The following is a 23,052-nucleotide window of genomic DNA, read 5'->3' on the forward strand; positions in this document are numbered from 1 at the left end:
AGACGAGCCTCATCGGAATTCACTGTACTGTATTCTCTTCATGGCCATTCGTATCCTCCAAAAATACCCAAGTTTTAAGCTTGGACAGTTCCTCGCAGGCCTGTTATAGCGAGGGTTAGATGGTTATGTTTTTAAACAGAGACAAGGATTCCACGCATGCTATGGACACGGATGGTTTTCCTGGGTTTATGGATCTGTCTAATAATTTCGGGACAATCGGCTGCCAACAATCTGCATGATCAGATGATCCGGACAGCGGTTGCTCCCATGATTGATGACGAAATCAAAAATGAAGTGAGTGCGAAAAGCCATGCTGGTCTGCATCTTTCGCTCATCGAAAGCAAAGACCTGCCGGCAAAAATAACTTATCGAATTGTTCCAGTGGAGAGCCAGCCTCCCAAGGCTCGCGATGGCAAGGGTCCCGCACTCCTGGAGCCGGGTCTCTATGAACTCATCGTTTCGGTGGACCAGCGTGAAACGTTCCGCAGGAAGTTCCAGGCCTTTCCCGATCTCCATTCGAATCTGCGTCTGAGTTACACGAAAGAATCCGGTTTTGCCTTGGAGCAAAGCATTGAACTGCCGCAGGTGAAATTTCAGAAGAGCAGAAAGGGAGTCCTGAAGGAGTCCTATCCGATTCTTGAGTTTGTAGCTGCCTTGATGCACGACGAAGAGACCATCCAGACACTCTCGGTGCTGGTGCATACAGACTCCGGCGGCAAGGAGGCTTCCAACATCAAGCTGACTCAGGACCGCGCGGATGAAATCACAAAGTTCCTGAAAAAGAAGGGTGTGGATCCCAAGCGACTGATGGCTCTTGGGATGGGATCCTCGCGTCCGCTTGTTCCCAACACAAGTCGCGCGAATCGTTTGCTCAACCGGCGGGTGGAATATGTTTTGGAAACTGTCCAGGATAAGGTTCTGATTGGAAAGACACAATAAGCGATGAAGCCTATTCCCTCTCGTATTTCACGGAATCGGCCGCAATCCATTGCGTCAGCCCTTCAAAGACCAGAGCCGCCGTTCCAAAAAAGGCCAGCGCATAAGGGGCCAGGGTACTGACGAAGTTCAGGTAGGGAATGGTGGGTTTTGAGAAAAACCAGAGTATGGCACTAAAGACGCAAGTCCAGACCAGAGCCGCAATCACGCCGGATTTAATGGCATTCCAAAAGCTTTTCAAAGCCGCCTCGAACATTGGGTTATAACCTCCGGTTGGAAAGGGTTCCGGAGGTGTTGACGATCTGGAGGAGACTTTATTGCCAATTTCTTTTCTGCGCTACGTCTTTCTGCAGGTGTCGAGAATTTTGACAGCCAGCCCTTCTCCAACTCCTCGCAATAGCTAGAAAAAATTTCAGACCGGATCTTGCTTGAAGCCTTCCGTCGCTTCGCAGGCGACTGCTGTGCTCCCGCTGATTCCGTTGCTGAGGTGATTCATGCTGCGAATGCTCTGTTGTTTGTTCCTGCTTACGGCCTGTTCTGAACGTTTAACCCCCTGGGCGATCACGGTGCCGGAGGACTATAAAGACCTCACCGCGCGCAATCTCGCCAAAGTCCAGGCCCTGCCGGAACCTTCCTGGCCTCTGCGCATTGCCCTGATGGGGGATCCGCAGGGAACGCCCTATGATCTGGAAAAGGTCGTGGAGCGTATTAACGAGCGTGATGATGTGAACCTCGTGCTCGTGCTGGGCGATCTCACCGATTATGGTCTGCAACATGAATACATCTGGGCCGGTCAGGCGCTTGAAAAGCTGCGGGTTCCGAATCTGACCGTGGTCGGCAATCATGATGCGATCGCCCACGGCAAGCGGATCTATCAGGATATGTTCGGGCCTTTTGACTATACCTTCACTTACGCCGGCCTCAAGTTTGTGCTGTTCAATAACAACCAGTTTGAATTCGGTGACACGGATTTTTCCTGGCTCCAGCAGCAGATCGATGAAAACACGATCACGGCCTCGCATATCCCGCCGGTGGTGGATGCCCACCGTCCGGAGCAGGTGGCGCTTTGGAAAGGCAATAATACACAGGCCGGAATTCTCGCTTCCCTGCACGGTCATCGGGGCGGAAAAACGGATTTCCTATCCTTTGAGGAAGGCATCCCCTACTACGTCGTTCCCAAGGTGGAAGGGGTTCGTTACTCGATCATGACAATCAACGAGGATCGCACAATCCGCTTTGATCTCTGTCATGTGACCTGCAGCGAGGAGAAATAATCATGCGCCTTCTGATAACCGCCCTTGTTCTTTTTCTTGCTGCGGCTCCCGCTCGCGCCGATGTCTTTGTCAACGCGCAGCATGCCGGCTACGCTGGTCATGCCGCCCTCGGCCTTGGTTACGTTGGTTCCAGTTTTGGGGCCGATGCGCTCTACGGCTGGACCCCCGAACGTCTCGCAGGTCATGACGTCCGCTCTGTGACGGTCAAAGGCCTCTGGTATCTTTTCACGGTCGGTCATGAGGCGGAAACCAGCCTGCGCCCTTATCTGGGTCTTGGCTCCTTTTACAGTCCGGACGATGAACTCTTTTTGAAACTCCCGGATCAATATCCGAAGTCCTATTACGTGCCCTCAGCCCTGCGTCCCGCTTTGTTCACAGGGCTGCGCCTGCAAATCAGTCCAGGCTTTGGCGCATCCCTGGAATACGCTCTGCTTGATTCTGAACTGGCTTATGTGAAGAATCGAGGCGGTGTTGCGTATAATAAGGTGGGCAGTGTGGGTTTTGCCCTGCACTATAATTTCCTGATGGATTAAGGTCCATTCTCCATTACGCTGCCGGACGGCTGCGCGGCAGGATTTCGGCTTTCTTGCCCAGCCGTCCCAGGACATCCCGCAAACCCTGAACAAAGCGCTCCTGATCCTCGGCGGCATTATCAAGGAACTGACAGCCATGAACGACCTTGCCTGGTTCCATCACCCGGGACCAGCAGGTCCGCACCAGAATTTCAAGCGGCGTCTCGCCTTCATTCACTGTGAGGCGCAGGCGGATGCTTTCATCCGTATGCAAACGGTGATTCAAAATCAAAGCCACACCACCCACCGAGAAATTCACCAGTCGCGCGTCCCCGAGAGAGGTATGCAGCGGGATATAGTCCGTGGGCTCCAGATACCAGCGGGGTTCGTTGGTATAAAGCTTATGGTATTCGCCATAGTAATCGAGCACGGATCGCAGCTCACCGTCTGCGGCATGGAAGGGGTTATATTCAAAGCAACGCATCGGCTTTTTATGATGCTTGATGCGAATTTCCCGGCTGCTGACGCCCGGATCACGCGGCGAAAATTTAGCCAGAAGATCGAAGGTTGAAAGACCCAGCATGATGCGATAGGGCTGGCAGGCGTGTTCGAGCCGTGCGGTGAAGTTCACCCCATTGCCGATCAGGGTAAAATCAATACGCCCTTCAGTCCCGAGGTTGCCGATATAGACCGTGGCCGTATTGATGCCAATGCGCAGCGGGAAAATCGGATTGCCACTGCCTTTCAAAATTTGCGCCCGTCGCAAAGCTTCCTTTTGAATTTCAATGGCACAGAGCAGAGCCTGGTCCGCGTGACCGACCTGACTGGCTCCTCTGTTAAAATGATAGCCAAAGAAAGCCAGCACGCCATCACCCAGGCTTTTATCCACCAGTCCGCCGAAGTCGTGAATCTTCTCCACGATATATTCAATCTGCGACTTCAGCTGTTGAAAGGCTTCCTTGGCTGTCAACCGCTCGGTGGTCAGCGAGAAGCCCACGATATCAACAAACATGATGCTGACGATTTGTTCCACCGGATCGCCATGCAGGATCTTTGGATTCTGGGCGATACTATCGGCCAGTTCCGGTGACAAGGCTCCACGCAGACTGCTGATGAGGATGCGCGATTTTTGATTTTCGGCCCGCATCCTTTCCAGAAGCACAATACTGCCTCCCAGCATTACCGTGAGACTGGTCCAGAGCCAGGGAAGAATAAGCCCCTGGAAGCTGAAGAGCAGAAGACCGGCCACCGGCAAAAGCAGGGTCAGCAGCAGAAGACTCAAGGTCGCCAGCCAGGGCTGCAGAAATAAAGCGGCGAGCATGGCGCCGCTGAGACTCACAATCACGGCCGCAAGACTCAATGAAAAGGATTCCACCAGCCACGAGTTTTGAAGCACGCTGTTCAGTAGAGCGACCCCAAAGTAGCCACCCTGCAGGCGCCCGACTGGTGTATCCTTCCAATCGACGTTACCGGTAAACATCGCCGGCAGGATTACGACGATATCCTCGCTGGTGATGGGCTCCGGCAGACCCTTTTCCATGCTTTGCAGAACAACTCTCAAGCTTTTGGTCCGACCCCGCGCCATATACTCTTCCCGTTCACTGAAGTTGATGGGAATGAGATTCCGGTGATTCAAGGGAATCAGCTGCTCGTCCAGGTAAAGCTCCTGATTCTGAATACGGAGTGGACCAAGACTCAGAAAAGCGGCGTGCGGCACGAGGGACTTCGGATCGATTCGAATAAAGGGCCGGGCATATCCGAATTCACTGTTCGTGATATGGCCGACGCGAAAGGCATCACGCAGGAAGGGATGCGGTCCATAAAAGTAGGCCTGCTCAATCGGAGGCCAGGTGCCAGGAGATTCCTTGAGATGATAGTCCGAGTGCAGGAGCTGCAAGGTCTTCCACCCCGGCAGCTGCAAGTTTGATATAAATCCGCCCGACACGACTGGAACGCCGAGGCTGCGAATGCCATCGACAAAGGCCTTGGCATCTTCGGGAGACAGCCCGTCATAGACCCGTTCCTGGAGGGGCAGACTGAAGAGTTTATCGATATAGATCGCGCGTGGTTTGCTGGCGCTCAGGTGCTTCACCAGTTTCAGCCAGCTATCCACGGTCAGATCATGATAACCCAGGTAGCGAACCGTCTGCTCATCGAAGGCATAGATTTTAATGCGTGGATCGAGAGTTGGGCTTTTGCCCAGCCAGGACCGAAAGCGAAACTCCAGGGGCCGGCCGACCTGATGAGAGAGATAGGTTTGAACGGGTGTGAAATAGAGCGCGAAAAAGCCAAGGCTCAGAATCAAGGCCAGGAGCGCTGGCAGAAGGCCTGGTTTTTCACGTGGCGTTCCGGACATCCTTGTCCTTTCCCATCAAACTTAAGGGGCTGTGGGTGTTTCCAGGGCCAGTACGGCAACTCCGGTATCACCCATCGTGACAAAAATCGTATCACCAAAGACCCGCACCCGTGTGGGCAGTCCTGCCAGGGTCAATTGGTTCAAGACCAGGGGATGTGATGGATCCGCGATATCAATGAGGCTCACTTTTCTGAGCGCATCGACGGCAATGAGATACTTGCCGCTGGCCGCGATATCCAAAACCTGTGGCAGAGCCAGCCGGCCCAGCACGCTGAGAGCAGCTGGATTGATGGCATCGACCGCAGTGATGCCGGTGCTTTTTTCTGCGGTATAAATCCGATTGGCATGGAACAGAAGTTTTTCTGCCGAGCCATCCAATGGGATCTGACTCATTTGATTGATGCGATCATTTTGGGTGATATCAAAACTGTAGAGGCCTGTCCGGCTGAGGCCATAGGCCACGGTGCCCGAGATTTGAATCGCATAGGCATTCTGTGGGTTCTCTTCGGAACCCAGACTGCCCGTTGTCTCATAGCTCGGCTGAAGCTGCTGAATATCAAAGCGCGATATGCCGGCCGGTGATTCCTCGTCACCCGATCCTTCCTGCGTGAGATAGATGTTATTGAAGTTCTCGGCCACGGCAATGCCATTGGTGACGCCGCGCGCGTCCGCCATCTGCATGGTTGCGGGGTTGGCCAGATCAATGACACCAAGCCCAGCATTTCCGGCAGCAACATAAATGCGGCGGCTTGCCAGCAGAATGGAATTGATATTGCCCGTGCCGGCCACCCGGGTATTGGCGGACAGACCCGCCGCCGGTGACCAGTTCAGCACTTCCACTCCTGTGCCATCAGCCACATAGGCTGTGGCTCCGTCGAGGACGATGTCCTGGGCAATGCCAGTCGTGTTGTAAGTCGAGAGAAGTTTGAGGCGTGGACCATTGGCCGCCAGTACCGGCACCTGCCGTGGTTCGGTGATCAGCACCGGCAGCACGGCCGCCTGATACACACCAAGACCCTTGGGATGAAAGGTGACGGAGTTTTCCTTGATCTCCAGATCCTTTTTAGGAATGAGACCATAGAAGCTTTCGCCCTTCTCGGACGTCATATGATAGAGCACCACCATATTCTCTTCCGAGGGCACAGCATTTTTGGGAATCACGACCTTGACCGCCTGCACGGCAGCATCAGCCACCTTTTCCTTGGTGCGAATGGCTATGGCCTTGCCGGCTTCCACGATCCCTTTCGGGATGGAAAGATAGGTGCCTGTGATATCCGTTGCAATCGACGCCTCCTCACCGACTTCAAAGTTGGTGAAGTCGCTGGGATCACCGCCCGGGTATTCCACCCGCGGGATGATTTCCTTTTCCGAGCCGGGTGCCTTGGTGGCCTCAGCTGGAGCGAGATTCTTATTGTCGTTATTGCTGCTGGGGGTTTTGCCAAAGTTCTCGTTTTTGCAAGCAATGCCCAAGGCAGCAACGCAGAAAAGCGAAGCGAGAGTACGGCGATGGACAAGCTTCATATTCAATTCTTTGCTTCCGTATAAATCTGTGACTCTAATGTACTTTTCGGTGCATCATCGGCCGATCTTAAGAGGAATCCGGAAAGCTGAAATATTACATGAAAGAACGTCGCATCAATGACGCGGGATCGAAAATAAGTGGATGAAATAATTGATATTTAGTTTGGGAGCACGCGAGCCGCAGGCTCCCCTCACGCTCAACGCACCATGGCCGTTACCGGCAGCTCCCCCTACGCTCAACGGCCCATGGCCGCCACCGGCAGCTCCCCCTACGCTCAACGGCCCATGGCCGCCACCGGCAAAAGCTCAGGATGCTTCCACAGCGCCGGCCACTTCTCGGTGTCCTGCGTCGTGGCCAGCTGAAAATCCTGAAAATCAAAACCAGGCGCCACCGCACAGCTCACAAGGCTGAAATCCTCCTGCCCGCCCACAATCCGCGATCCAAACCAGCAGCCCGCCGGCACCATCACCTGCGGTCTCTGTCCGGCTGCCACATCCAGCCCCAGAAGCAGCTTCTTCTCCACCCCATCATTCAAAAGGACAATCACTTCCAAAGGGCAGCCGGCATGATAAAACCATAGCTCATCACTCTTGATGCGATGCCAGCGTGAAACCTGACCGGCGCGCAACAGGAAATAGATGGCCGTTCCATAGCATCTTTCCCCTTTCATGCCCGCCGGTAGGGAGGATTCAGCAATCTGCCCGGATGAGCGATAGATCTCCCGGTAGAAACCACCCTCCGGATGAGCCGTTAAATTCAAACAACGGATCCACTCTTCTGCTGTTCTTGCCTGAGCCATGTGGAACTGCCCCCTTAACTGTTCGATGAATCCCGCAGCATCCGGTGCACCAGTTCAGCATCATCCGTTGGCTGCTGACAACTGCCCTTCTCACAAAGATAGTAAAGGGTCTTTCCGCGACGTGTCCCTTTCCCGGAAAGGTTGGGGCAAATGTCATCCAGGCTTTCATCCGCTCGCATGAACACGGCATGCGGGCTGAAGTCGGGACAGAGATCAGGCCAGACCAGATCCTTGTCCGGATGTTCGGTCGCGATCACCACTTCCCAATGCTGTCCGCTGATCCAATCCAGTGCCAGCATCAGCATGGGAAAGGAGCCCGGAAAGCGTTCCATGAGCTCAGCCGTTTTTCGGAGAATCTGCTCCGCCCTGGCCTCACGCTCGAGCTGCCCACTCATCGCACTCAGACGCACAAGGTTCCAGGCGCTCAGGTTGTTGCCCGCGGGCGTGGCGTTATCAAGAAAATCCTTGCTGCGCAAAAGCACGGTTCCATCCTCGCCGTCATGATCGAAGTAGCCACCGCCGCTTTCATCCCAGAAAAGTTCATCCTGTTTGTTCTGCAGTTCGATAGCCGCCCGCAGCCACTGCGGATCAAAGCTCGCCTCATAAAGTTCAATCAAACCGAAAATCATGCAGGCGTAGTCCTCGAGATAGGCATTGAAACGCGTCTGCCCGTCCCGATGCGAACGCTGCAGGCGCCCGTCCTTGCGCATCCGGGTCAATACAAAATCAGCGGCCCGCTTCGCGCTCTGCAGCCAGGCGTATTCCCCAAAAACCTTATAGGATTTGGCCATCGCCCCGATCATCAGCCCATTCCAGGCCGCCAAAACTTTATCATCACGCAGGGGACGCACGCGCTTCTCACGCACCTTCTGCAGTTTTTCAATCAGCTGGCGGTAGATGGGATCCGCCATCGTCGGCAGACGCGGCATCTTCTGATGATGGAGAATATTGGCCTTCTGCACCGCCTTGAGTCCGGCTGCAGCCTCCAGTTCCTCCACCCGCTGATCGATCTGAAAGTTGCCCTCCTCCTTCACATCGAAATACTCGCAGAACTGTTCCATTTCCTCGGGCCGAAAGATCTTCGTCAGCTCATCGAGCGTCCACACATAGAACTTGCCCTCGGTCTTTTCACTGTCAGCATCCTCGGCGGAATAATAGCCCCCATCAGGGCTCTGCATATCATGCATAATGTAGTGCAGCGTCGTGGCCACCACATCATGGTATTCATCGGACCGCGTGACCTGCCAGGCTTCGGCATAAGCCAAAGTCAAAAGCGCATTGTCATAGAGCATCTTTTCAAAATGCGGCACGAGCCAGGTCGCATCCACCGAATACCGATGAAAGCCGCCGCCCACGTGATCCCGGATGCCCCCGCGGGCCATGCCATCCAAAGTGCCGATCACAGCCGCGAGCGCGCGATCCTCCTTGTCCCGCCGCGCGATGCGCATCAGGGCCATGAGAGCCATGGCCGGTGGAAACTTCGGAGCGCTGCCGAAACCGCCCCATTCCGGATCATAGGCCTTCAGCTCGCGCTCCACAAAACCCTTCAAAGGTCTGGTATCGAAGTCCTTCTCCTGGCTGACTTCATCCTCCAGCATTTTCAGGTGTTCCATCAGCTCAAAGGCGCTGTCTTCAATATCCTGCTGCTTGCTCTTCCAGACCTCGGCGAGGCGGCCGAGAACCTGTTTGAACTGTTCACGCGGGAAAAAGGTGCCACCCCAGAAGGGCTTGCCATCCGGGGTCAGGGCCGCGGACAAGGGCCAGCCGCCTCTTTGATTCATGGCCTGGACCGCACGCATATAGATCGCATCCACATCAGGCCGCTCCTCGCGATCCACTTTCACCGGCACAAAGTATTCATTCAAAATCGCGGCAACGTCCGCCTTTTCGAATGAATCTCCTTCCATGACGTGACACCAGTGGCAGGTTGCATAGCCGATCGAGAGAAATATGGGTTTATTCTCCTGACGCGCGCGCGCAAACGCCTCCTCGCCCCAGGGGTACCAATCCACCGGGTTATGGGCGTGCTGCAGCAAATATGGGGAAATTTCCTTTGATAACCGATTCATAAGCCCCTCCTTGGACGTTGGGTCGCCCTCAGAGTGTAAGGTTTCCGTACAGCTGTCGAGAAAAGATTCCTGCCTGCGCAAAGAAAGTCCAACGAAATCAATCTGTCACAGGCATATTGACAGGCACGGGGATTGCTCTATAATCCGCAGAACTGGCCGAATCCCGTTGAGCTGGGCCAGAAGCGGACTTGATGTGGAGTTCTTATGCGGATGTTGAAGTCGATTTTGCATTGGATGTGGTTGATGTCGGTGGCTGGGGTTTTGTCCTCTGCGTTTCTTTCCAACGTTTCCTTCGCTGCAGCTGTTAAGGCCTGCAAGAAGCTGAAGCAAAGTTCATTCGTGGATGCCAGCCGTGACCAGGGCAAGGAGAAAAAAGTCTTCTGCACGGTCACCCCGCGTCTTGGCACTGTCGGTGATTATGTTGAAATCAAAAACCAATATAATTACATTGTGGCAGTGGGTCGTGTGATCAAACAGGGCAGGACGGCGACTATTGTCGTTCTCACGAAGTACAATCGTGATGAAGGCTCAATGGCCGGTTACCCTGCCATGCTGCGGATCAACGAAAGCCAGGATTATTGGACGGCAACCAACGCCCCTTTCTGATGCTCAGGGCTCGCTCGGGGCATCTCTTATGAGATTCCATGAACGAGCCCATCGACCTTTCCGTTGTCATCATCGCCTACAATGAAGAAGCCAACCTTCCCCGTTGTCTGAAAAGTCTTCCGCCCAACGTTGAAATCATCGTGCTCGATTCGGGCAGCACCGATCGCACGGCCGCCATCGCCCAGGAATTCGGAGCGAAGGTTTATCAGCGTCCCTTTACCCATTTCGCCGAACATAAAAATGCCGCTCTCGCGCACGCCACGCGCCTCTGGGTGCTGGCTGTGGATGCGGATGAGGAATTGGATGCCCCGCTGCGGGAAGCGATTCGGGAGGCCATTGCACGCCCCGAAGCCGGGATTCAGGCCTGGCGTCTGCAAAGGCGGCTCGTGTTCATGGGTCGGCGGATGCACTTTGGGAAAACCCGCGATTGGCCGGTTCGTCTCTTTCTGCGCAAGGAGGGACGTTATGAGGGCAGCATCCATGAGGAGCTGAAGGTCCCTGGCCGGATCGGAAGGCTGCGGCAGGGCCTTCTCTGGCATTACAGCTATCGGGATCTCAGCGACTACTTCGTGCGATTCAACCGCTACACCAGCGCCATCGCCGAAAGACATATGGCGGAAGGCAAACGCGTTCCCATGGTCTCGCATATTCTGCGGCCCTGGATGGAATTTTTCACGCGTTATGTCCTGCGCCTTGGCTTTCTCGATGGGTATCCAGGCTATACCTATGCCCTGATCTCCTCGCTCTATGCCTATATCAAATACGCAAAAATTCTGGAAAAGAGGCGATCGTCATGAATCAGGGAGTGGCCTGGATCCTCTGTTCCAACCGCTGGAATAGTGCCATCACCGAATATGCGCTGAGCACCGCCCGCGCCCTGCGGCTTCAAGGCTGGACCGTGTTTTATTCCGCCCTGACGGATTCACCGGGGGAAAGGCGGGCGCGATCCTATGATCTGCCCGGGGATTCGTTTGAAACCTTCGGTCTGGGGGACGTGGCGAAACTCAGGCGTTTGAAAAAAAGCCTCCGACCCGATGCCATCTTTCTTTTCGGTGGCCCTGAAACCTTTCTCGCCCGATTTCTACCGGGAACCCTGCGGATTCGCTTTCGCGGTCAGGATAAGGATATCACCGATCGTCTGCCGCCTTTGAAAACGCGGCTGAATATGCAGCACTGCGTGGCCATGCTGGTGCCCGCAAAAATTCTGCAGGAGCGTTTTCAGAGCATCATCTGGCAGCCGGTGCAGGCGGTGACCCTCGGCGTCGATACCGCGAAATTTCAGTTTCATCCGGAAGCCTTTGCGGTGGAAAGACGTCCCACGCTGCGTATCCTCGGGCGCCTGGATCCCATCAAAGGGCATCAGGTGTTTTTCAGCATGTTCCGTCAGCTGCTCCGGCTTTGGCCCAAAAACCGGCCCGAGCCCTTCCTCGAAGTCATCGGCGAAGGGGCCAACATTTCTCCGGAACAGCTGCGGCGGATGGCGGCGGACTATCGCCTGCGTGAGGGTGAAAACTGGCGCCTGCGCAGTGAACGGGTGGAACGGATCAGCGAAGTCATGAGCGCCACCCATCTTGCGGTGGTGTCGAGTCTTGGATCGGAAGTGATCTGCCGCGTGGCCGAGGAGTTTTCGCTCTGCGGTGTGCCGCTCTTTGTTTCGGGTGTGGGTTCACTCGAGGAATGTCTGGCGGAAAAAGGCTTTGGCAGCAGCTATCGCGGCCTCAGCGAGGAACGGGCCGCCACCCTTCTGACAGAAAAACTGTGGCAGGCATCCCAGGAATCAGCCACCCAGCGCCAGGCGCGAGCCGAAGCTGCGCGCATTTACTTCAGCCTCGATGCCATGGGCCGGCAGCTCAACGCTATGCTGGACGCTCTTCGGGCTGAGGATCCAGACGGTTGAGAAAGGCATTCATCGCATCACGGAAATCCGGAAAGTCCGCGGGACTCACCCCGTGGGCACTGTTGGGCAGCGGAATAAGATCAGCCTGTGGAAAGCGGGCCTTCATCTTGAGGGCTGTGGCTCTCGAAAGCAGGGAACCATCCTGCTCACCCCGAAAAATCAGAACCGGCGCCTTGATTTCCGGCAAACGATCAAAAAGATCGCATTCGACCGATTCCTTCTGAATTTGCTCCAGCGCAAAAGGATGGGCCCATAAAAACTGGGCGGCCACCATCCGCTGCGTCCAGGCATGCGTGAGACGCGGATAAACAGGTTCCGCATCGTCCAGAATCAAACCCTTCACGCGGGAGGGATGATCCAGGGCATGCTGCACGGCCATGGGTACACCACGGGAGAAGCCATAAAGAAAATAGGCCTTCAGCTTGAAATGATCCACCACCGCCTCGATATCCAGACAGCGCGAGGCAAAATCATAGTGCCCGACCGCAGGACTTGAGCTTTTGCCACAGCCGCGGTGACTGAAGGCAATGCCCGGTCTTGGATGCAGCATTTCAATGCGCTCGGAAAACATGGAAGCCGTGCCGATCATGCCCGGTACCAGGATCAACGGTATGCCGTGGTCCAGAGACTTGCTGTGCAGCATTTCCAGATGGACGCCGTCTGTCGTGGTGCAGGCGTCCTCGACCAGCCGGGGATAAGCGTTATACGTGCTATCGTCTTTCCAGACACTCATGATGACGATCCTATCCAGGCGCGTGGTTTACTGCCGTCGGCTTTGGCCACAAGGCCCTGAGCTTCCATCGCTTCCACAATACGGGCCGCGCGATTGTAACCGATCTTCAGCATGCGCTGCAGATAGGAAGCACTGATGGCTCCCTGCCGCTGCGCGATGGCGATGGCCTCACCCCATTTGGGATCGCTGCCTCCGGGGGCATCCGCTGCGGATTCCGCGCCCGACGGGTTCGCCTGTCTTTGATATTCCTCATCGATCCATTCCATGGCGCTCGCATCATAATGAGCCTCGCTCGATTTTTTGATGTGATCCACCATGGTCACGACCTCCTCATCGGCGAGGAAGGCGCCCTGAATCCGTTCGAGTCGCGAAGACCCCGGTCTCAGGAAGAGCATATCACCTTTGCCAAGAAGACGCTCGGCACCCATGCTATCGAGGATGGTGCGGCTGTCGATACGGGAGAATACTTTGAACGCGATCCGACAGGGCAGGTTCGCCTTGATCACACCGGTGATGACATCCACCGAAGGCCTCTGCGTGGCCAGCACAAGGTGAATGCCGCTGGCCCTGGCCTTCTGCGCCAGACGTTGAATGGAGGCTTCCACATCCTTGGACGCCATCAGCATAAGATCCGCCAGCTCATCAATCACGACTACGATGAAGGGCAGTTTGCCGATTTCCGTGGCAGGGAAACGCTCACGAATCGCATCCTTCTGCTCGACGGTGGCGTTGTCCCAGAATTGATTGAAGCCGGTGAGGTGACGAACGCTGGCGGTTTCCATCAGCTGATAGCGGCGGTCCATCTCCTGGCAGGCCCATTTCAAGGCGAGCGAAGCTTTCAGTGGTTCGGTGATGACCGGCATCAGAAGGTGCGGGATGCCCTCGTAAATTTTGAGTTCGAGGATTTTGGGATCCACAAGGATCATGCGAACCTGTTCCGGCCGTGCTTTCAGGATGAGGCTGCAAAGCAGGGCATTGATGGCGACCGACTTTCCGGAACCAGTTTGTCCGGCCATCAGAAGGTGGGGCATGGCTGCAAGGTCACAGCAGATGGGTTCGCCATTGAGCGCCTTGCCGAGGGCAAAGGTCAGTGGCGAGGTGGTGCCCTGGAATGCCACGTTCTGCACCAGATCGCCGAGGAAGACCGTGTCACGTTTTTTATTGGGAACCTGAACCCCAAGGGCCCTTTTGCCTGAGACCGGATGAATGAAGATCGAATCCACCCGCAGAGCCAGAGCGATATCATCCAAAAGACCGGTGACCTTGGCGAGTTTGGTGCCGGCGTGCGGTTGAAATTCGTAGACCGCGACCACGGGACCAGGCTGAATGGCAATGATCTCGCCGCCGATGCCGAATTCACTGAAGGCCTTGACCAGCGATTCTGCGGTCTGTTCGAGTTCCTTTTTCTGTCCATCGTCGATGGCAGCCACGAAGGGACTGGTGCGAAAGAGTCCGGCCGGAGGTGGTTCATAGAGAGGATCATTGTCCTCTTCCGGAATTTCCAGAATGCGCTCGCTCACGGGAGCCGGAACCTTTTTCACTTCAGCTGCCAGCGGAGGAGCGACGACTTCATTTGCAAAGGGTGCCTGAATCGGAATCCCGGCCAGAGGCTCGGGCTCCGGCATCATGATCACAGTCGGCTCGCCCTGGTCAGGGGCATGTTTTTCCCTGGATGTGGCCGGGGCCTTTTCCTTCCTTTTCCAATGAAACCGTGACCAGAAGGAAGGCTTTGCGGCCTGTGCTTTCCGATAGGTCAGCCAGCGATCACGCAGGCTTTCAAGAGCGGGTTTAACAAGAGGCTGGCGCCGAATCATGACCAGGGCCAGCAGAAGACTTGCCACCAGGAAAATGGCCAGACCCGCCTGACCCACACCATAGGTCATGGCCTTATGCATATAAAAGCCGGAGGCGCCACCCGGCAGGTATTTCAATCCTTCAATGGAAAGGTCCGGCGCCCATTCCGCAGCGGCCATGAGAAGGTTCGCAAACAGCAGGATCCAGCCCACAAGGCGTGACTTGCGGAAGGCATCCTTCTGGCCCAGAACGCACGCGACGCTCATCCAGATCCAGGGCAGTGGCAAAAGGAAGGCCACGACACCGAGGCGATAGATTAGCGAAGCCGCCAGATACGAGCCCAGCATGCCGCCGACATTCTGCGGCGACCTGGGTGGAAAGGAATAGTTGTAGTTCGAGGGATCAAAGGGGGAAAACGAAATCAGGGAAGCCAGCGTAAAGGCGCTGCCTATTAAAATCACCAGCAGGACGATTTCCTGGGAATAACCATCCTCCGGCCGGATCAGTCGAAACCGGCGAAGAGATTGCCACATGCCTTTGGAATCCGATGAGGAGCTGGCGTCTGCCATGAAAGCCTCGTGATAACGATGAAGGTGTTTAAGCTACCCTTCATCATATCAAAAACGCCCGCTCCGCGGTTTCTTCAGTGCAGGGAACTCTTGTTTTCTTCCTTCAGCGTCTGCATCAGCTTGAGATAAATAACAAAGAGTTGTTTTTGTTCCGCTTGGGGTAAAAAACTGATCATGGTACGGATCGATTTCAAATCCGGGGCCGCAAAAAGATGAACGCAGAACTCTTCCAGTGACTCACGCGTTTCACCATCCAGGATAGTGTCATCAGCAATCGACTTCAGAATGCTTTTCGAAAAGAGAAGGTGATGACCACGCATCGCTTCCTGAAAAATCACACGCCAGAGGGGGGGAAGAAAAGCAGGATGGGCATACTGATCCATCAATAGGTCTTCGGGCAGGGACGACAGGGTTTTCATGGCTAACAGCTCCGCAAGGGTCTCAGCAACAACAACAGCCACTTCCCTAAGAGCAAGTCCCGTACGCGGTTTCAAGGGGCGGGAATATCAGGCAATAAACCCACCTTGCCTGTCCAGAATCCTGACACCCGTAGTCTGCGGGGCCAGCCTTGAGCCTATACCCCTATTATTCTTATTGATTTCAATGGGTTGACAGGTTTAAGTTTCAAACGTTGAAATTTTAAGGTGCGAACCACGAATTTGTTCTTCAGGGCCTGCTGGAAAACGTCGCGGGCGTCGAATAAACCCGCCCGTTCGCCTGGAACTCCAGGCGATAGCGTTGCGGACCGGCCGCCAACAGCCGCATGGTGTAGGTTTCATGGCGGAAGGTGCGGACCCAGGTTTTCAGCGCGCTCTGGTCATCAGGACGCTGCTCCTCCTGCCAGACATGATAGCCAGCCGTAAACTGCCGCTTGGAATCAAGGGATAGTGGAACACCGCATAGGCCAGCTCTTCCACCGGGAAGCTGGCTGCCGACTCGTCCCGGATCCAATTCTTATAGGAAGAGACCCGCGTATAGACTCCAGGCTGTGAGGGATCACCGCACTTGGTTCCCCAGCTGACCAGCCCATACAGTTCGCCGTTCAGCAGGAGTGGACCACCCGAGTCTCCATCACAGCTATCCGCCGTCGGCGCCGCGGCACATATCTGCCGGTCGATGACAAACTCATAGGGCCCGCCGAGAGCTTGACATTCATAGCCCGGGAGTTCCTTCACATGCGCCGATCGCAGGATCTGAGGATAGCTATGCCCGGTGCGACTGGTATTGCCAAAACCGAGAATCTGAAGGGGAACGTTGGACTGTGAAGCCTGGCTTAACAGCGCCGCATGCTTTTCTGCGGACCGCTCGCTACCCTTCAGGAAGAGAAGCGCCACATCATGTTGATAACGCCGGTTATGATACTGCGGATGAACCCGCACGGCCTCCACCGCGATCGATTCCGGATGATTCCTGAGATCACCCGCCCCGAGCCAGACCCCCAAAGGACCAGTTAAACTACTGACACAATGCGCCGCCGTTACCACCAGATCCTCCGCAATCAGGGTCCCGCCACAAAAGGGACTCTTTTTGCCCTCCTCATGCAGAGCTGCAAAAAAAGGGGGAGCCTCGGAAGGCTCCCCTCCAATAACATCAAGGCATGCCGATTCCTGGTGGCAGGCCTTAAGACAAGGAATAACGATAGGCAGAACAACGATCCAACGGCGCAACAGATAGAGCAGCATGAATATCCCCTTCGTCTCCGTATGACGAAGCCGAAGTTAGACGTCCGCTGCGGAAATTTCCAAGGACATGAATAGGGATTAGAAAAGAGTGGGCAGATGACTCGGATAAAGGGCATGAACAGCCAGCTTCTGGGTGCTCAGTTCTTCAGCGTATTGCTTCGCATAGGGCCCGGTCACAAAAACTTCACGCGGACTCACACTTTGAATGATCGACTTCAATTCCCGGCCATCCCCGGAGCTGCTGATAAAAAAGCGCTCCGCCACCGGCCGCCGCAGATCCGGCCAGGACGTCTGCAATGTGGATTCCTCCACACAAAAAATAGGTCCTTCGGGCAAAGGCCGGCGGTCGTTGGGTTTGGAGAAGGTGCTCAGGGGCAGAATCAGGACCTTCTTTTCCCGCAGCCTTTTGTGCAGAAGGCTATACGAGCCCAGGTCCGATCCGTACATGCCATAAATCTGGTTGATGCGATAAATGCTCTTATGAACCGCCGGCTCGATCCCATGCTCGGTCAGAAACCGGCAGATTTCCTGTGCCACCGCATAGGGCTCGCACAAAATGACCGGATATTCGCCCTCGGCCATGCGCTGCTGCAGGGCATGCAGAAGGCGGTCCTTTTCCTTTTTCCGACTCGGATGATGATGCGCGGGATAGGGATGGCGCGCGCCCAGAATCAGGGTGTCCGCATGCTTGAGCTGCATGAGCCGGGTGATGCCGGTCTTTTGTGGCTGCAGCTGCGGGGCATAGAGCAGCGAACCCTGGCGCTGCTCGACCCAAAGCGAAGCGGCTCCAAGTCCGGCTCCGGATGGCAAAAGCTCCATCCTCAGCTGCCCAAGGGAGACGATTTGATTATAGGGACAGATCAGTGCATTGAGCTTGATGTTGTTGATGGCCAGAAGCTTGACGGTTTCTTCGGTGCTGATGACCCGGGCTTCGGTTCGACCACTGAGGCAGCAGGCAGAGGACAGAAAGGACAAATCACGGGTAAAGCGGGCATCCAGCCAAAGAATGGAATCCAGAACCTGAATCCCATCTTCTGTGGCGCGCAGTTGCCAACCGGAAATGTCTGTGTCGCTCGCTTCCATACATGTCCAAGCGTTCATCTTACCTAAAGGTTTTATAATGAGCTGGGGGCTCTGGGTCAAGTTGGTGCGATGGCTGTGGAGCTTAAAGTATGAATTCAGCCTGTCCACAGGAGCCAGACAGGCGGCAGGAAATCGCCCTCGAGCGGCGCAATAGGCTTAAACCACTCGGGAAATGTTCTCGCTGTTCTCATAACGGACGTGATAGGTCATGCGCCAGTAAAAAACGTTGAAAGGTGTGACCCCCTCAATGCTGCCACTGTTAAAGAGCTTGTACAGGGCGACATAATTCAGATAGGCCTCGAGCACCTTATTGAAATTCTGTCTCGATGTTCCGTAAGGGGACCCCATGTCCATCACCTCCTGCTCAATCCTTTCGGAGAGGCCCCTTTGAACTTGAATCTATTTCGATAGGATCCCTTGATCCGGGCTTTAGTTTATCAATATCAGTAGTTTACATTGTAAGCAAAAGCTGCCTTCCCGCAGCGGAAGAGCTCTCTGTTATCCTGGAAACACGGACAAGTTTGGAGTTTCTCTGCGTGACCCTCATCGTTCTCAGTCTTGCCGCAGTCCTGGTGGGCCTTGGTCTCGCCATGATTGTGCGTGGCTATTGGCTGAGTCGCTACCCCAAACGAGCATGGTCATATCGCAGACGCTATCAACAGCTGATCGCCCGCATAGATCTGGCGGTTTTGAAGGTTAATACCCTTGGTAATCTTGTGCCTCATGTGAAAAACGCCCGGGTCCTCGATGACTTCGAGTCCTGCTTGCGGATGATGGAAACCCTGCTGACAGCCCTGACTCGTACGCCCAACTTTGGTTTTGATCCGAAGCTCATCAACCAGGTTCATCCCCTCGTCAAACGTGTGGAAACCAAGATTGAGGACACCTATCGGAAGTTCAAACGCTCGATCGAGGAGCGGCCTCTCTTTGCGGGTCTGCTCGCCCGCTGGCAGGAGGAAACCGCAGTCCCCGCCCAGGGCTGCTATTTTTGCAGCCGTCCCTTTATGCGAGCCTACTTCAAAGCGGCTACAATTAAAGTCGATGGCATCAACCTGCGCGTCTACGGCTGCCACATTTGTGTAGCCGAATTGAAGGCCCACAAAAGGGTCAAGGTCCTCTACTTCCAGGATCAGGGCCGTCCCGTGCACTGGTCCCTGGTGGATAGTTACCGACCGATGGAACAGTACTGGGACCTGAATCGCCGGAAACCGGATTATCGGGAGCCCCAGATTGAGTTGATGGATTGACAGGAACGGCTGCTCAAGACCCTCGTCATCCCCCGCAGGGGGGCCGTGTAGGGCGACCGTTCACAACCCCTCGTCATCCCCCGCAGGGGGATCCCTGTAGGGCGACCGGATCACCGAAATGGGCTTCCCCTTCGCGGCGCCCAAGAGTAGACATGAGGCTGTAGATTTTTCCAGAGGAGACCTCGTTATGACAAAACCTGTTCGCGTTGCTGTGACCGGTGCTGCCGGTCAGATCGGTTACAGTCTGCTGTTTCGTATCGCTTCCGGTGAACTCTTCGGACCGAACACTCCGGTCCGCTTGCATTTGGTCGAACTGCCGGCCGCCATCAAGGGCGCCGAAGGCACAGCCATGGAGCTCGAGGACTGCGGGTTTCCCACCCTCGACGGCATCGAAATCCACGACAGTCCCGAGAAAGGTTTCGAAGGCATCAACTGGGCTCTTCTCGTCGGCAGCAAGCCCCGCGGCCCCGGCATGGAACGCAATGATCTGATCCGTGACAACGGTCCGATCTTCGTCGCCCAGGGACGTGCTCTCGCTCGCGCCGCCTCGGATGTACGCATCTGCGTGGTCGGCAACCCTTGCAACACCAACGCTCTGATCGCTCAGCATAACTGCCGCGACGTCCCGGCCACCCGCTTCTCGGCGATGACCATGCTCGATGAAAACCGCGCCAAGGCTCAGCTTGCCATCAAAGCCGGCGTGAACGTCGGTCAGGTGAAAAACCTTGCGATCTGGGGCAACCACAGCTCGACGATGGTCCCCGACTTCGACAACGCCTTGATCGGCAATAAGCCCGTGACCGAAGTCATCACGGATCGCAAATGGCTCGAAAACGATTTCTTCGCCACGGTGCAAAAACGCGGCGCTGCGATCATTGCCGCCCGCGGCAAGTCCTCGGCGGCTTCCGCAGCCTCCGCCTGTATCGATCACGTGAAACGATTCCTCACCAAAACACCATCCGGCGAGTGGTTCTCGGCCGCTGTTCCGAGTGATGGAAAACTTTATGATATCCCAGCTGGTCTGATCTTCTCCTACCCGGTCCGTTCCAAGGGTGATGGCACCTATGAGATCGTCAAGGATCTCAAACTCACGCCATTTGCCAGAGAGATGATCGGCAGGACCACGAAAGAGCTGCTCGAGGAGCGCGAGGTCGTGAAGGATCTGCTGGGCTGATACCGCCTTGTCTGGCGACCCTCGGGGTCGCCTTCTCTTCTTCGTCAGTTGGAGGATGGAATATGCGTTTCGGCCTGATCCCGGTTCTGTGTTTTGTCGGATGGTGTTCCGCTTGCGCGCCTGCTGTTCTCAGCAAATACACCAGCGGCCGCAGCAATCATGAAGTGCAGGCCTCGACGGCCTCTCACGCGGCTCCCCCACAATCCACGGTCAGAACTGTGTCTGCGGCTCCCGCATCCACGCGCCGTCCCAGCATCTTCGCTGTGGATCTGGGCACCTTCCGCTTTCAACTGGGCTATGATCGGGTTTGGGAAGCGACCATGGATGTGCTCCTGCGCAACTACAACCTGGCGATTGCGGATCGCAACAACGGTTTGATCACCACCGAATGGGATTCCTATTATCTTGACGGGAAGGTCCACCGGAACAAGCTTTCGATGCGCCTCAAACGTATGGGCGGCAGTCTGGTTGAGGTCACCATCTACAATAACGTGGAGATGCTCAGCAAACTCCCCGACGGTGGCATCACCGAAATCTGGCTTCCCACGGACAAAAATAAGCCGGAAATCGGCCGTATTATTCAGAACATGGCCATTGCCATGGGTCAGCCGCGCCCGAATTTGCCGCAGGAGCTGATGGCCGGCGGTATGCCTGCTGCCGAAAAAAGTCGTCTCTGAACAAATTCTTACTCAATTCTGCGGTAAAATACTTCCAAAGTTGACAGCGACCGGTTCATGCTTACCTTAAAGAAGGCGCTTGGTTGTCATGTCAGGATTAACGCTAGTTGGGAGTTAAGGTATGGCCTTTATGAAGAGAATCCTGCTATTTGCTGCGGTCAACATCGCGATTGTGGTGACCGTGTCTTTGGTTTTGAACCTGCTCGGCGTTCAACCCTACCTGACGGAACGCGGCCTGAACATCGGCTCCCTGGCGGTTTTCTGTCTGATCTGGGGTATGGTTGGTTCGTTCATTTCCCTTTTGATTTCCAAAAAAATTGCCATCTGGTCGATGGGTGTGGAAATCATCGATCCTTATGCGGGCGGCCGCGCGGCTGAACTCGTACAGATGGTTCATCGACTGGCCAAGGGCGCCGGTCTTTCCAAAATGCCTGATGTCGGCATTTATCCCGGTGTTGAAATCAATGCCTTTGCCACCGGTCCGTCCAAAAACAATTCGCTGGTGGCGGTGTCCCAGGGTCTTTTGAACCGCATGGACCGCGACGAGGTCGAAGGTGTGCTGGCCCACGAGGTGGCGCACATTGCCAACGGTGACATGGTGACCATGACCCTGATCCAGGGTGTGGTGAACGCCTTTGTGATGTTCTTCGCGCGCATTGCCGCTTATGGCGTCAGTCAACTCCTGCGGGGCGATGACGAGGAAGGCGCATCCGGAATGGGCTACTTTGCCCATATGATGACGGTGTTTGCTTTTGAAATCCTCTTCGGCATCCTGGGCAGCATAATCGTGGCCTGGTTCTCGCGTTATCGCGAATTCCGTGCCGATTCCGGTGGCGCCACGCTTGCCGGTCGCAACAAGATGATTCGCGCTCTGCAGCGCTTGAAAGCGAATACCGAGCTGCCGGATGAAGATCAACGCGCACCAGCCATGGCGGCGTTAAAAATTTCCTCACGCAAGGGCGGCTGGCTGCATCTCTTCGCCACGCACCCACCGCTTGAAGTGCGTATCGCCCGTCTGCAGCAGTACGCAAGTTGATACGCGGCCGGCACAAGCCGGCCCATCCGCCCCCCGCCGTCCTCACCTGTCGAGATCTCTTGCGAAAAAAGCGTTGCCAGACTCCAGCCTGCTATTATAAAACCCTTGCTCAAGCTTCGTGTCTCTGAGGGCCTCCTTCCCGAGATATGGAGGGATGGCCGAGTGGCTTAAGGCGGCGGTCTTGAAAACCGTTGTGGGGTAACTCACCGGGGGTTCGAATCCCTCTCCCTCCGTTCGCAGAGCTTGAGGAATTTTTTTGACTGGAGAGATGGCAGAGTGGCCGAATGCACGTCCTTGCTAAGGACGCGTCTGGGTAACTGGACCGAGGGTTCGAATCCCTCTCTCTCCGCCACCGCACTTCCGCTTCACTCCCTTTCTTCCAAAATCATTTTCAGTTTCAATAGATCTTCGAACACCTGAGCGGCATCGCTTTGTATATCCTGTTGTGTCATCCCCGGTCGATGAAACAGCGTAAAGATCACTTCGCTCTCCGTATCATTGCGAACGACCCGCATCGGATTGTGCACCGTCTCGCCATTCGGCAGCGTCACATCATGATCCAGAACCCCAAATGCATTGTGCGGTGCAAATTTTATGGCCACCTCACCCATCGGCGAATCCGCGATCCAGCGCTCCCCTGCCCTGCGAATCGTTCCACTCAGTCCCGCCGCCCATTGCGGCAGATTTTCGGGATTCGCAACGTACGCGTAAACCTTGTCCGGCGTGCGGTTGATGCTAATGCTGATATGCTGTGCAGGCCAGCTCATGGAATCCTCCTGTTTTTTTGACGCATAAATTTCAGAAAATCCCAAAAACCAACATGCACCAGGCGCGGGCTTGACAAAATATGTCATTTTGTGATCGAAAATATGGCGTGATTAAATTCGATTCGCCGCTTTTTTCTCTACGCTTTTTTGTTCAGATTTTAAGCAGCTGGAGAAGGATATTTTCCCGGTCATTTTTTACAGGCTGGATTCTTTCTGATGAAGTTATCCACAGCTTTTTCGTTTTTCTGTGGATAACTTTATTTTACGCTAAAAATGACGTAGCGATAACAGGAAAACTTGTGTTCAATATTTAATCAGA

At 55.2% G+C, this 23,052-nt stretch carries 22 protein-coding genes and 2 tRNA genes; 12 read left to right on the top strand and 12 right to left on the bottom strand.

The genetic code is table 11. The features are described from left to right. Positions 1-156: 156 nt before the first annotated feature. Positions 157-939 (top strand): OmpA family protein, encoded by a 783-nt coding sequence (locus OLTU_RS00310; protein ID WP_141730780.1) that lies wholly within the window; start codon positions 157-159, stop codon positions 937-939. Between the two features lie 10 nt (positions 940-949). Here OLTU_RS00310 and OLTU_RS00315 read toward each other — a convergent pair whose 3' ends face one another. Then, positions 950-1,192 (bottom strand): hypothetical protein, encoded by a 243-nt coding sequence (locus tag OLTU_RS00315; RefSeq protein ID WP_141730781.1) that lies wholly within the window; start codon positions 1,190-1,192, stop codon positions 950-952. A gap of 238 nt (positions 1,193-1,430) precedes the next feature. Here OLTU_RS00315 and OLTU_RS00320 point away from each other — a divergent pair, with 238 nt between their 5' ends. Together OLTU_RS00320 and OLTU_RS00325 are read left to right on the top strand one after the other, a co-directional pair. Next, positions 1,431-2,210, top strand: a complete 780-nt coding sequence (locus OLTU_RS00320) for a metallophosphoesterase family protein (RefSeq protein WP_141730782.1) — start codon at positions 1,431-1,433, stop codon at positions 2,208-2,210. Positions 2,211-2,212: 2 nt separating this feature from the next. Beyond that, positions 2,213-2,743 (top strand): hypothetical protein, encoded by a 531-nt coding sequence (locus OLTU_RS00325; RefSeq protein WP_141730783.1) that lies wholly within the window; start codon positions 2,213-2,215, stop codon positions 2,741-2,743. Positions 2,744-2,756: 13 nt separating this feature from the next. Here OLTU_RS00325 and OLTU_RS00330 read toward each other — a convergent pair whose 3' ends face one another. From OLTU_RS00330 to OLTU_RS00345, 4 genes are all read right to left on the bottom strand, one after another. Then, positions 2,757-5,078: an adenylate/guanylate cyclase domain-containing protein gene (locus tag OLTU_RS00330; RefSeq protein ID WP_141730784.1), complete on the bottom strand. Its 2,322-nt coding sequence runs from the start codon at positions 5,076-5,078 to the stop codon at positions 2,757-2,759. 21 nt (positions 5,079-5,099) lie between these two features. Next, entirely contained in the window at positions 5,100-6,599 is a 1,500-nt protein-coding gene (locus tag OLTU_RS00335; RefSeq protein WP_141730785.1) for an LVIVD repeat-containing protein, read from the bottom strand. Positions 6,600-6,874: 275 nt separating this feature from the next. Beyond that, positions 6,875-7,399, bottom strand: a complete 525-nt coding sequence (locus OLTU_RS00340; protein WP_141730786.1) for a cupin domain-containing protein — start codon at positions 7,397-7,399, stop codon at positions 6,875-6,877. 14 nt (positions 7,400-7,413) lie between these two features. Next, positions 7,414-9,468: a thioredoxin domain-containing protein gene (locus tag OLTU_RS00345; RefSeq protein WP_141730787.1), complete on the bottom strand. Its 2,055-nt coding sequence runs from the start codon at positions 9,466-9,468 to the stop codon at positions 7,414-7,416. A 204-nt stretch (positions 9,469-9,672) separates the two neighbouring features. Between OLTU_RS00345 and OLTU_RS00350 the strand changes: the two genes are divergently transcribed. The 3 genes from OLTU_RS00350 to OLTU_RS00360 are packed head-to-tail and all read left to right on the top strand — an operon-like array spanning position 9,673 to position 11,971. Next, a complete protein-coding gene (locus OLTU_RS00350; RefSeq protein ID WP_141730788.1) occupies positions 9,673-10,074 on the top strand; it encodes a hypothetical protein in 402 nt (133 codons plus the stop codon). A 38-nt stretch (positions 10,075-10,112) separates the two neighbouring features. Further along, positions 10,113-10,871, top strand: a complete 759-nt coding sequence (locus OLTU_RS00355) for a glycosyltransferase family 2 protein (protein WP_141730789.1) — start codon at positions 10,113-10,115, stop codon at positions 10,869-10,871. After that, a complete protein-coding gene (locus OLTU_RS00360) occupies positions 10,868-11,971 on the top strand; it encodes a glycosyltransferase (RefSeq protein ID WP_141730790.1) in 1,104 nt (367 codons plus the stop codon). Before OLTU_RS00355 ends, OLTU_RS00360 begins: the two co-directional genes overlap by 4 nt. On the opposite strand, the gene OLTU_RS00365 is transcribed toward OLTU_RS00360, so the two are convergent. From OLTU_RS00365 to OLTU_RS00390, 6 genes are all read right to left on the bottom strand, one after another. Then, positions 11,931-12,704, bottom strand: a complete 774-nt coding sequence (locus tag OLTU_RS00365; protein WP_141730791.1) for an alpha/beta fold hydrolase — start codon at positions 12,702-12,704, stop codon at positions 11,931-11,933. The two genes, OLTU_RS00360 and OLTU_RS00365, sit on opposite strands and share 41 nt — an antisense overlap. Next, positions 12,701-15,067 (bottom strand): FtsK/SpoIIIE family DNA translocase, encoded by a 2,367-nt coding sequence (locus OLTU_RS00370; protein ID WP_141730792.1) that lies wholly within the window; start codon positions 15,065-15,067, stop codon positions 12,701-12,703. The genes OLTU_RS00365 and OLTU_RS00370 overlap by 4 nt, the downstream gene beginning before the upstream one ends. Before the next feature lie 74 nt (positions 15,068-15,141). After that, positions 15,142-15,486, bottom strand: coding sequence for a hypothetical protein (locus OLTU_RS00375; RefSeq protein ID WP_141730793.1), 345 nt, complete (start codon positions 15,484-15,486; stop codon positions 15,142-15,144). Between the two features lie 384 nt (positions 15,487-15,870). Further along, complete coding sequence (locus tag OLTU_RS00380; RefSeq protein WP_141730794.1) at positions 15,871-16,749, bottom strand: S1 family peptidase; 879 nt, start codon at positions 16,747-16,749, stop codon at positions 15,871-15,873. A gap of 78 nt (positions 16,750-16,827) precedes the next feature. Next, the gene (locus OLTU_RS00385; protein WP_218109755.1) at positions 16,828-17,850 is read right to left on the bottom strand and encodes a hypothetical protein; all 1,023 of its coding nucleotides are present in this window, start codon (positions 17,848-17,850) and stop codon (positions 16,828-16,830) included. A gap of 138 nt (positions 17,851-17,988) precedes the next feature. Next, positions 17,989-18,180, bottom strand: coding sequence for a hypothetical protein (locus OLTU_RS00390; RefSeq protein ID WP_141730796.1), 192 nt, complete (start codon positions 18,178-18,180; stop codon positions 17,989-17,991). A gap of 188 nt (positions 18,181-18,368) precedes the next feature. Here OLTU_RS00390 and OLTU_RS00395 point away from each other — a divergent pair, with 188 nt between their 5' ends. The 6 genes from OLTU_RS00395 (at position 18,369) to OLTU_RS00420 (ending at position 22,318) form a co-directional block, all read left to right on the top strand. Further along, entirely contained in the window at positions 18,369-19,079 is a 711-nt protein-coding gene (locus tag OLTU_RS00395; protein ID WP_141730797.1) for a hypothetical protein, read from the top strand. A 187-nt stretch (positions 19,080-19,266) separates the two neighbouring features. Further along, positions 19,267-20,253 carry a malate dehydrogenase gene (locus OLTU_RS00400; protein WP_141730798.1) on the top strand — a complete coding sequence of 329 codons (987 nt, stop codon included), beginning with the start codon at positions 19,267-19,269 and terminating at the stop codon, positions 20,251-20,253. Between the two features lie 62 nt (positions 20,254-20,315). Then, complete coding sequence (locus OLTU_RS00405; RefSeq protein WP_141730799.1) at positions 20,316-20,930, top strand: hypothetical protein; 615 nt, start codon at positions 20,316-20,318, stop codon at positions 20,928-20,930. Between the two features lie 121 nt (positions 20,931-21,051). After that, the gene (gene htpX, locus OLTU_RS00410) at positions 21,052-21,966 is read left to right on the top strand and encodes a protease HtpX (protein ID WP_141730800.1); all 915 of its coding nucleotides are present in this window, start codon (positions 21,052-21,054) and stop codon (positions 21,964-21,966) included. A 148-nt stretch (positions 21,967-22,114) separates the two neighbouring features. Beyond that, positions 22,115-22,199: transfer RNA gene (locus tag OLTU_RS00415), tRNA-Ser, on the top strand. 29 nt (positions 22,200-22,228) lie between these two features. Then, positions 22,229-22,318, top strand: a tRNA-Ser gene (locus OLTU_RS00420). 13 nt (positions 22,319-22,331) lie between these two features. On the opposite strand, the gene OLTU_RS00425 is transcribed toward OLTU_RS00420, so the two are convergent. Continuing rightward, entirely contained in the window at positions 22,332-22,733 is a 402-nt protein-coding gene (locus OLTU_RS00425; RefSeq protein WP_141730801.1) for an SRPBCC family protein, read from the bottom strand. Positions 22,734-23,052: the final 319 nt, after the last annotated feature.

Origin of the sequence: Oligoflexus tunisiensis, from assembly GCF_001748245.1 — a bacterium.
Lineage (GTDB): Bacteria > Bdellovibrionota_B > Oligoflexia > Oligoflexales > Oligoflexaceae > Oligoflexus > Oligoflexus tunisiensis.

What these genes read in the sequence shown, in the direction of transcription:
- OLTU_RS00315 (WP_141730781.1), bottom strand. Translation starts at nt 1,192, where the DNA reads ATGTTCGAGGCGGCTTTGAAAAGCTTTTGGAATGCCATTAAATCCGGC.
- OLTU_RS00385 (WP_218109755.1), bottom strand. Translation starts at nt 17,850, where the DNA reads ATGAACGCTTGGACATGTATGGAAGCGAGCGACACAGACATTTCCGGT.
- OLTU_RS00340 (WP_141730786.1), bottom strand. Translation starts at nt 7,399, where the DNA reads ATGGCTCAGGCAAGAACAGCAGAAGAGTGGATCCGTTGTTTGAATTTA.
- OLTU_RS00425 (WP_141730801.1), bottom strand. Translation starts at nt 22,733, where the DNA reads ATGAGCTGGCCTGCACAGCATATCAGCATTAGCATCAACCGCACGCCG.
- OLTU_RS00380 (WP_141730794.1), bottom strand. Translation starts at nt 16,749, where the DNA reads ATGCTGCTCTATCTGTTGCGCCGTTGGATCGTTGTTCTGCCTATCGTT.
- OLTU_RS00355 (WP_141730789.1), top strand. Translation starts at nt 10,113, where the DNA reads ATGAACGAGCCCATCGACCTTTCCGTTGTCATCATCGCCTACAATGAA.
- OLTU_RS00400 (WP_141730798.1), top strand. Translation starts at nt 19,267, where the DNA reads ATGACAAAACCTGTTCGCGTTGCTGTGACCGGTGCTGCCGGTCAGATC.
- OLTU_RS00390 (WP_141730796.1), bottom strand. Translation starts at nt 18,180, where the DNA reads ATGGGGTCCCCTTACGGAACATCGAGACAGAATTTCAATAAGGTGCTC.
- OLTU_RS00405 (WP_141730799.1), top strand. Translation starts at nt 20,316, where the DNA reads ATGCGTTTCGGCCTGATCCCGGTTCTGTGTTTTGTCGGATGGTGTTCC.
- htpX (WP_141730800.1), top strand. Translation starts at nt 21,052, where the DNA reads ATGGCCTTTATGAAGAGAATCCTGCTATTTGCTGCGGTCAACATCGCG.
- OLTU_RS00365 (WP_141730791.1), bottom strand. Translation starts at nt 12,704, where the DNA reads ATGAGTGTCTGGAAAGACGATAGCACGTATAACGCTTATCCCCGGCTG.
- OLTU_RS00335 (WP_141730785.1), bottom strand. Translation starts at nt 6,599, where the DNA reads ATGAAGCTTGTCCATCGCCGTACTCTCGCTTCGCTTTTCTGCGTTGCT.
- OLTU_RS00325 (WP_141730783.1), top strand. Translation starts at nt 2,213, where the DNA reads ATGCGCCTTCTGATAACCGCCCTTGTTCTTTTTCTTGCTGCGGCTCCC.
- OLTU_RS00310 (WP_141730780.1), top strand. Translation starts at nt 157, where the DNA reads ATGCTATGGACACGGATGGTTTTCCTGGGTTTATGGATCTGTCTAATA.
- OLTU_RS00360 (WP_141730790.1), top strand. Translation starts at nt 10,868, where the DNA reads ATGAATCAGGGAGTGGCCTGGATCCTCTGTTCCAACCGCTGGAATAGT.
- OLTU_RS00320 (WP_141730782.1), top strand. Translation starts at nt 1,431, where the DNA reads ATGCTGCGAATGCTCTGTTGTTTGTTCCTGCTTACGGCCTGTTCTGAA.
- OLTU_RS00345 (WP_141730787.1), bottom strand. Translation starts at nt 9,468, where the DNA reads ATGAATCGGTTATCAAAGGAAATTTCCCCATATTTGCTGCAGCACGCC.
- OLTU_RS00370 (WP_141730792.1), bottom strand. Translation starts at nt 15,067, where the DNA reads ATGGCAGACGCCAGCTCCTCATCGGATTCCAAAGGCATGTGGCAATCT.
- OLTU_RS00330 (WP_141730784.1), bottom strand. Translation starts at nt 5,078, where the DNA reads ATGTCCGGAACGCCACGTGAAAAACCAGGCCTTCTGCCAGCGCTCCTG.
- OLTU_RS00375 (WP_141730793.1), bottom strand. Translation starts at nt 15,486, where the DNA reads ATGAAAACCCTGTCGTCCCTGCCCGAAGACCTATTGATGGATCAGTAT.
- OLTU_RS00350 (WP_141730788.1), top strand. Translation starts at nt 9,673, where the DNA reads ATGCGGATGTTGAAGTCGATTTTGCATTGGATGTGGTTGATGTCGGTG.